Genomic DNA, 7,749 nt, shown 5'->3' on the forward strand with positions numbered 1-7,749 from the left:
CCCTGGCTCTCCCGCGCCGGATGCTGCTTCGACCTTCGGCGCAACAGCGGGGCGGCGCATGCGCGGGCGGACCGTGCGGGTGAGCGGCGGCCGGGTGAGCGGCGCGCGGGTCAGGCGCGGGCGGGTGCCTGGCCGGTGCCGGCCGGCTGCTCGCCGGCGGCCGGCTCGCCGTCCGGCTTGGCCAGGGCCGGAATCAGGGTCGCCACGGCGGCGGAGACCAGGGCGACACCGCAGCCGATCATCAGGCCGGCGCGGAAACCGTTCTCGGAGGCGAAGGTGAAACCGCCCATGCTGATCGTCATCTGTGCCAGGACGACGCCGATGACGGCGGAGCCGATCGTGGTGCCGAGCGAGCGCATCAGGGTGTTGAAGCCGTTGGCGGCGGCCGTCTCGGAGAGCGGCACCGAACTCATGATGAGGGCGGGCATCGAGCCGTAGGCGAGGGCGACACCGCTGTTGATCACGATGCCGGAGAGCATGATGCCCCAGGCCGTCCCCATGAGCGGCAGGGCGACGCCGTATCCGGCGGCGATGACGAGCGCGCCGCTGATGAGAGCGGTCTTGGGGCCGCGCGCGTTGATCAGCTTTCCGCCGAGCGGCGAGATCAGCATCATCATGACGCCGCCGGGGGCGATCCACAGACCCGCCGCGAGCATCGACTGGCCGAGGCCGTACCCGGTGGCCTTCGGGAACTGCAGCAGCTGCGGCGCGATCAGCATGAAGGAGTACATGCCGACGCCGATGAGGATCGAGGCGGCGTTGGTGAACAGCACCCGGGGGCGGACCGTGGTGCGCAGGTCGACGAGCGGGTCGCGGGTGCGCAACTCGTAGGAGCCCCACACGAGCAGGGCGACGACGGCGACCGCGAGGAGGCCGAGCGTGGTGCCCGAGGTCCAGCCCCAGTCGGCGCCCTTGGAGATGGCCAGCAGCAGCGAGACCAGGCCGATGGCGAGGCCGACGGCGCCGGGCGCGTCGAACCGCTGGCCCTTCGCACCGGCCGGCACGTCCGGCACGATGACGAAGATCATCACGCCGATGATCAGGGCGAGCGCGGCCGAGCCCCAGAAGAGCACCCGCCAGTTCGCGTACTGCGCGATCGCGGCGGCGATCGGCAGGCCGATGGCGCCGCCGATGCCCATGGAGGCGCTGACCAGGGCGATCGAGCCGCTGAGCTTCTCGGTGGGCACGACGTCGCGGAGCAGGGCGATGCCGAGCGGCACCATGCCCATCCCCATGCCCTGCAGTCCGCGCCCGACGATCATCGGCACCAGCGACGAGGAGAGCGCGCAGACCACCGATCCGCCGATCAGGGGTACGGCGCAGGCGAGCATCATGCGGCGCTTGCCTATGAGGTCCCCGAGGCGGCCGGATACGGGCACGCACACGCCCGACACGAGCAGCGTCACCGTGATCACCCACGCCGCGTTCGAGGACGACGTGTGCAGGATGCGAGGCAGATCGGCGATGAGCGGCGTCACCAGCGTCTGCATGATCGCGGCGACGGTACCGGCGAGCGCCAGGGTGGTGACGACGGCGCCGGACCGGCCGGCCGTCTCGGGGGCATTCATACGGGGTCCTCTGTCTCCTCGGTCCCGTCGTCGCGACCGGACCGGCACGTGCAAGGATGTGCATCATACACATGCTGTGTATCGCGCACATTGAATGCAGGGGACACATACCGGAAAGCGGCACGGCCACGGGAGGGGGCACGGGCCGGGCGCACCCCCTGCGATACGGTCGGACCTGGGAGGACGTACGCACATGGACAAGCCCTCGGAGTTGGTCGAGTTCGAGCACATGGTGCTGGGCCGGCATCAGCTCGGCAATGACAAGCGCCGTCGGCAGGCGGACCGCCTGGAGCGCAGCACCTACATCATCCTCAGCCGGATCCGGGTCCAGGGGCCGATGTCGATCGGCCAGCTCAGCGAGGCGTTCGTGCTCGACGCCTCGACCGTCAACCGGCAGACCGCACAGGCGATGCGAGCCGGCCTGCTGGAGCGCATCCCCGACCCCGACGGCGGCATGGCCCGTAAGTTCCGGCTGACCGCGGAGGGCGAGCGGCGGCTGGACGGCGAGCACGAGGTGCAGGTGCAGGAGCTGGACCGGGTCTTCGCGAACTGGCCGGACGACGACGTGCGGGAGTTCGCGCACTACCTCCAGCGCTTCAACACGAGCATCGAGCAGCTCAGCGGCCAGCCCTGGCCCCGCTCCTGACCGCGCACGCGGCCACGCCCTGCCCGCCCGCCCGCCACCGCATAGGCTGGCCGCCATGGACCGCTTCGACGGCGCGATCGCAGGTCTCGGCACCCGGTCCGGCGTGCGCCTCGTCGTCGGCATGTGGCAGCGCTCGCCGCTCGGGCCGATCACGGACGTGATGATCGAGCGGCCGGACGGACACCGCACGCTGATCGCACCGACCCGGGCCGCCGCCGACTACATCGCGGCGACCTACACCTTCGACGACGTACGGGTCGAACCCGTCGCCCGTATCGTCGAACCCTCGGGCCGCCTCGCCGTCCGCACCCCCTCCCTCACGCTCGGACTGACCGTCGGCCGCCGCACCGGCGTCGGGTTCCTGCTCACCCTCGTGCCCCGGCCGCTCGCCCGGACCCGCGGCTGGTGCCGGCTGACCGATCCGCTCGCCCGCCTGGCCCGCCAGGGCGTACGCACCGTCGGCAGCGCGGGCGGCGCCCGCCAGGAGTACTACTGTGCCCTGGACGAACACCTGCTGACCTCGGCCTCCGTCCGCCTCGACGGCCAGGACCCCGGCCCGTTGCGCAGCGTCACCCCGCCGGTCCGGTTCGGCTTCGGCTCGACTCCCGCGCGCCCCACCCTGGTCCGCGTGACCACACTCATCGCCGAGCGAAGCTGACCGACCCGGAACCGGGCTGCGGACGAGCCGGAGCGCGCGGCCTCTGGCAGGCTCGGGACGCGCCGGACCCGTACCCGGGCCGCCCACCGAGAGCGAGGAGCCCCCATGTCCAAGCCGCCGCTGCCCCCCGAAGCCGTCGAGATGCTGCGCCGCGCCAACCCCGCGGTCATGGCCACGCTCCGCTCCGACGGGGCGCCCGTCTCCACCCCGACCTGGTACGTCTGGCAGGACGGCCGGGTCCTGCTCAGCCTGGACGAGGGCCGGGTCCGCCTGAAGCACCTGCGGCGCGACCCGCGGGTGACCCTGACCGTCCTGGACGACGGCAACTGGTACGACCACGTCACCCTCATCGGCCGGGTCGTCGACCTCTACGAGGACCAGGGCCTCACCGACATCGACCGGATCTCCACCCACTACACCGGCGGCCCCTACCCGGACCGGGTCCGCACCCGCTGGAGCGCCGTCATCGAGATCGACCGCTGGCACGGCTGGGGAACCCACCGGGACAGCGGCCAGGCGACCGTCTGACGGCCATCGCCCCAGGTGGCCGCCGCGACTGCCCCCGGCAAACATGGGTACCGGAGATGTTTCCGCACGCACACATCCGTCCGGCCGGAGTGAACCATGGGCAACGAAGAGAACGAGACGGCCACCATGAAGGCCATCACCTACGAGAAGTACGGGGACCGCGACGTCCTGTCGCTGACCGACCAGCCGATCCCGAAGGTGGGCCCAGGCGAGGCGCTGGTACGCGTCCGCTACGCCGCCGTGAACCCGGTCGACTGGAAGGTCATGTCCGGCGGCCTGGACGCGATGATGGACACCGTCTTCCCGGTGATCCCGGGCTGGGACGTCTCCGGCGTCGTCGAGCGCGTCGGCATCGACGCCCCGGAGTTCTCCGCCGGGGACGAGGTCTTCGCGTACGCCCGCAAGGACTACGTGCACGGCGGGACCTTCGCCGAGTTCGTGACCGTCCCCGTGCGCGCCCTGGTCGCCAAGCCGCCGTCGCTGAGCTGGGGCGAGGCGGCCGGGGTGCCGCTGGCCGGGCTGACCGCCTACCAGACCCTGACCCGCCTGGACACGGGCGGCTCGGACACGGTCCTGATCCACAACGCGGCCGGCGGCGTCGGCACCTTCGGCGTCCAGATCGCCAAGGCCCTCGGCGCCCGCGTCATCGCCACGGCGTCCGAGAGCAACCACGACCGGCTGCGCGCCCTCGGTGCGGAACCGGTCAGCTACGGCGACGGCGTGAGTGACCGCATCAAGGAACTCGCGCCCGACGGCGTGGACGTGGTGGTCGACTACGTCGGCGGCGTCCTGGACGTCACCCGCGCCGTGCTCCGCGAGGGCGGCCGGCACGCGTCCATCGCCGACCCGGACGTCGTCGGGGCGGGCGGACAGTGGATGTGGGCCCGCCCCGACGCCGCCGGCCTGCGCGCCCTCGGGGACCTCGCCGAGAAGGGGCAGCTGCGGGTGCCGGTGGCCGAGACGTTCCCGCTGGAGCGGGTCGCGGACGCCTTCGAACTCAGCCAGTCCGGCCACGTGCACGGCAAGATCCTCATCCAGGTCTCGGACGAGTGAGGGGCCGCTGACGCGGTCTCGGCCCGGGTCTGTGCGGGGCACGGACCCGGGCCTTCGCTGTGGGCCGTGCCGCGACGCGACAAACCGTCCACCGTGGACGACGGCGTCGATACGCCGATCCCCGCGCAGGGCCCCGCCACGAGGCGGACTGTACGGGCCGGATGGCCCGCGCGGCGGGTGCGGCGCAGACTCGTCCCGTGGAGAAGAAGAACGTGGAGCGCACCGAGGACGGGCGCTACATCGTGGTCGGCGGGCGCAAGTGGCGCGCCACCGACCCGTTGCTGCCCGAGGAGAGCGCCGCGGAGCTGCGACGCCGGCTCATGGCCGCCCGGCGGGCCGTGCGCGACGCGCTGCGCCAACAGGACAGCGAGGCCGAACGCCGGGCCCGCGCCCGGGTCCAGCTGGCGAAGACCGCGCTCGGGGAGCGGGGCACCGCCTGGTGGGAGCAGTCGGACGCGGAGCGCAAAAAGCGCTGGGAGGAAGGGCTGAAGCGCCTTCAGGGGGAGCCGGAGTGACCTGCGGCGTGCCACTTTCCCGGGGAGCACTGCGGGGACAGGGTCGGCGCGACTGCCCGGCCCTGTCCCCGCAGTGCGGGCCGGTCAGCCGCCGGCCGGGAACGACGGCGGCGCGTCCTGCGGGGCCGTGCCCCAGTCCTTGCCGGGCGTCGCGCCCAGCGAGAACCGCAGGGTCCCGCCCGTGCGCACCGTCGAGCCCGGCACCCACGTCCGGTCGGTGGCCGCGCCGTCGACACGCACGCCCTGGATGTACGGGGCGGACGCGCCCGCGCCCGGCGCCTCGATGCGCAGCGTGCGGCCGAGACCCCCGTGCACCTCGGCCCGGGGGAACAGCGGCGAGGTGAGGACCAGGTCGGCGCGGGCGGGCACCTGTGGGTACACGCCGAGTGCGGAGAAGACGTACCAGGCCGACATGGTGCCCGCGTCGTCATTGCCCGGGATGCCGCCGGGGGTGTCGGTCCACAGCTGGTCCAGTTCGGCGCGGACCGTCTCCTGGGTACGGGCGGGCTGCCCCAAGTAGTCGTAGAGGTACGGCGCGTTGATGTCCGGCTCGTTCGTCGGGTCGTAGCGCGTGTCGTCCTTCGCCGAGAAGTCGAAGGCGCCCGCGGGCGTACGGAAGAACGCGTCCAGGCGCTGCACGGCCTTGTCCGGGCCGCCCATCGCCCGGGCCAGACCGGCCACGTCGGAGTAGACCATCCATGTGTAGCGGGCGCTGCTGCCCTCGACGAAGCCGTCGCCCGTCCCGGGGTCGAAGGAGTCGCCGGCCCAGCTGCCGTCGCGCGCGCGGTCCCGCATCCAGCCGCCCTGCGGCGTGGCATCCGGGTCGAACACATTCCTCCAGGCACCCGAGCGGCGCAGGAAGCCGGCCTGCCGGCCCCGCCGGCCCAGCGCGCCGGTCAGCTCCGACAGGCCGTAGTCCGCGGCCGCGTCCTCCAGCGTCTCCGCGGCCCCGCCCCAGCAGTGGCAGTCGTCGGCCGGGACGTAGCCGTGGGTGAGGTAGAAGTCGAGGGACGGACGCTGGCCGACGCACTCGACCTGACAGCCCGCGTCGGACGCGTCGTTCGCCGTGGGCACGGTCGCGGCGCGGACCAGGGAGTCGACCGCCCCGCGCACGTCGTAGTCCCGGGCGCCGAAGGCGTACATGCCGGCCAGCGCCACGGCCGACGGGTCGCCCGACATCACGCTGGTCTTGCCCTGCTGGAGCAGCCAGCGGTCCCATTCACCGCCGCGCTGGCCGGCGTAGGCGTAGAGGGACTGCGCGTAGTCGCTCGCCGCCTTCGGCGAGAGCCACGCCATCAGCTGGACCTGGGCGCGGTACTGGTCCCAGCCCGAGAACGTGCCGTACTGCGCCTTCTGGCCCTTGGCCAGCCGGTGCGCGCGGCCGTCGGCTCCGGCGTAGCGGCCGTCCACGTCGTTGGCGACGGTCGGCTCCAGCATGGAGTGGTAGAGCGCGGTGTAGAACGTGCGCTGCTGGGCCTGGGTGCCGCCGCCGATGCCGATCTTGCGCAGCTCCGTGCGCCACTGGGCGGCCGCCGCCGCGGCGGTGTCGTCGAAGGAGGTCGACGGCGGGTTCTCCCGGCGCAGGTTGGCCTCGGCTCCCGCGGCGCTCACGTAGGAGATGCCGACCTTCATCTGCACCTGGCGCACGTCCTTGCCGAACGTCACGTAGGCGCCGGAGCCCTTGCCCGGCTGCGGGTTGCCGTTCTGGTCGTAGCCGGTGCCGCCGGAGGCCTCGGTGCCGCCGGGCCGCAGGTCGCCGTCGTGCCAGGTGCCGGTGGCGGCGAAGGCGGTGTCGAAGTGCGCGGTGAAGTGCAGGGTGTAGAGCTGGTGCCGGTTGTTCTCGCTCTGCGGGCCGCAGAAGTTGCCCGCGTCGACGGAGCCGGTGACGGTGCGGTGCGCGGCGTCGACGCGGACCTGCGCGCCGGTGCTGCCGCTCTCGGAGTTCGACGTCCGGAAGAGCATCGAGGCGGCCTTGCCCGCGGGGAAGCCGAAGCGGCCGGTGCCGGTGCGGGTCGTGGCGGTCAGATCCGCGCTCGCGCCGCTGTCCAGGGCGACCTGGTAGCGCCCGGGCGTCGCCTTCTCGCGCGCGTGGCTGAAGCCGGAGGCGTAGGTGGCGTCGCCGGTGTCCGCGGACGGGGAGCCCGTCATGTCGCCCACGTACGGCAGTACGGGGATGTCGCCCGCCGCGCCGGAGCAGCCGACGCCGCTGAGGTGGGTGAGGGAGAAACCGCGGATCTTCGTCGCGTCGTAGCGGTAGCCGCCCGGCGCCGGGTTCCTGGTCTGGGTGCCGGTGGAGGTCTGCGGGCTCCAGGAGAGCATGCCGTAGGGGCGGACCGCCCCGGGATAGGTGTTGCCCGCGTTGCTGGTGCCTATCAGGGGGTCGACCTGGCGGACCGGGTCGCTCACCAGGGCGGCGGCGCGCTGCGCGGGGGCCGCGCTCGCGGGCGCGGCCGTGGTGGTGAGCAGACCGCCGGCCAGGGCGGTCGCCGCGGCGACCGCCGGCAGGCCGCTGCGCAGGACCGGGCGGGGCCGCCGGGGGCGTGGTGTCGCGCCGCGGATGGGGGGAGCTGTCGTCGTCATGCGGTGCCTTCTTACGCCGGTCGCACAGGGCGGACAGGCCTTGGGGGGAGGGCTTGATAACGATGTCAAAGACCGCGGGCGATGTTTCCGATCAAGGACCGGGGTGTCAAGAGGGCGGCCGACGATCCGCGGCAACGGGCCGGGGCCCGGGCCGGCTGGTACCAGACCCCGCTCGGCGACCCCGACGGCGGACGCGACGAC

General features: G+C 73.2%; 6 protein-coding genes and 1 pseudogene. 5 read left to right on the forward strand and 2 right to left on the reverse strand.

The window, feature by feature from the left end:
* Positions 1-110: 110 nt before the first annotated feature.
* Positions 111-1,568 carry an MFS transporter gene (locus ABZY33_RS05345; protein WP_356490123.1) on the reverse strand — a complete coding sequence of 486 codons (1,458 nt, stop codon included), beginning with the start codon at positions 1,566-1,568 and terminating at the stop codon, positions 111-113.
* 193 nt (positions 1,569-1,761) lie between these two features.
* Between ABZY33_RS05345 and ABZY33_RS05350 the strand changes: the two genes are divergently transcribed.
* From ABZY33_RS05350 to ABZY33_RS05370, 5 genes are all read left to right on the forward strand, one after another.
* Positions 1,762-2,214 carry a MarR family winged helix-turn-helix transcriptional regulator gene (locus ABZY33_RS05350; protein WP_356490124.1) on the forward strand — a complete coding sequence of 151 codons (453 nt, stop codon included), beginning with the start codon at positions 1,762-1,764 and terminating at the stop codon, positions 2,212-2,214.
* 55 nt (positions 2,215-2,269) lie between these two features.
* Complete coding sequence (locus ABZY33_RS05355) at positions 2,270-2,872, forward strand: hypothetical protein (protein WP_356490125.1); 603 nt, start codon at positions 2,270-2,272, stop codon at positions 2,870-2,872.
* A 105-nt stretch (positions 2,873-2,977) separates the two neighbouring features.
* Positions 2,978-3,400 (forward strand): PPOX class F420-dependent oxidoreductase, encoded by a 423-nt coding sequence (locus tag ABZY33_RS05360; RefSeq protein WP_356490126.1) that lies wholly within the window; start codon positions 2,978-2,980, stop codon positions 3,398-3,400.
* A 126-nt stretch (positions 3,401-3,526) separates the two neighbouring features.
* Positions 3,527-4,453: an NADP-dependent oxidoreductase gene (locus tag ABZY33_RS05365; protein ID WP_356490136.1), complete on the forward strand. Its 927-nt coding sequence runs from the start codon at positions 3,527-3,529 to the stop codon at positions 4,451-4,453.
* 197 nt (positions 4,454-4,650) lie between these two features.
* Positions 4,651-4,968: a hypothetical protein gene (locus tag ABZY33_RS05370; protein ID WP_356490127.1), complete on the forward strand. Its 318-nt coding sequence runs from the start codon at positions 4,651-4,653 to the stop codon at positions 4,966-4,968.
* A gap of 87 nt (positions 4,969-5,055) precedes the next feature.
* Here ABZY33_RS05370 and ABZY33_RS05375 read toward each other — a convergent pair.
* Positions 5,056-7,473: pseudogene (locus ABZY33_RS05375) on the reverse strand (GH92 family glycosyl hydrolase); the annotation flags it as partial.
* Between the last annotated feature and the right edge of the window lie 276 nt (positions 7,474-7,749).

This window comes from Streptomyces sp. NPDC006552 (genome assembly GCF_040611655.1).
In the GTDB taxonomy this organism is placed as follows: domain Bacteria; phylum Actinomycetota; class Actinomycetes; order Streptomycetales; family Streptomycetaceae; genus Streptomyces.

Bases quoted from the DNA above. Each gene is read 5' to 3' on its own strand.
- ABZY33_RS05365 (WP_356490136.1), top strand. From the start codon at position 3,527: ATGAAGGCCATCACCTACGAGAAGTACGGGGACCGCGACGTCCTGTCG.
- ABZY33_RS05350 (WP_356490124.1), top strand. From the start codon at position 1,762: ATGGACAAGCCCTCGGAGTTGGTCGAGTTCGAGCACATGGTGCTGGGC.
- ABZY33_RS05345 (WP_356490123.1), bottom strand. From the start codon at position 1,568: ATGAATGCCCCCGAGACGGCCGGCCGGTCCGGCGCCGTCGTCACCACC.
- ABZY33_RS05360 (WP_356490126.1), top strand. From the start codon at position 2,978: ATGTCCAAGCCGCCGCTGCCCCCCGAAGCCGTCGAGATGCTGCGCCGC.
- ABZY33_RS05355 (WP_356490125.1), top strand. From the start codon at position 2,270: ATGGACCGCTTCGACGGCGCGATCGCAGGTCTCGGCACCCGGTCCGGC.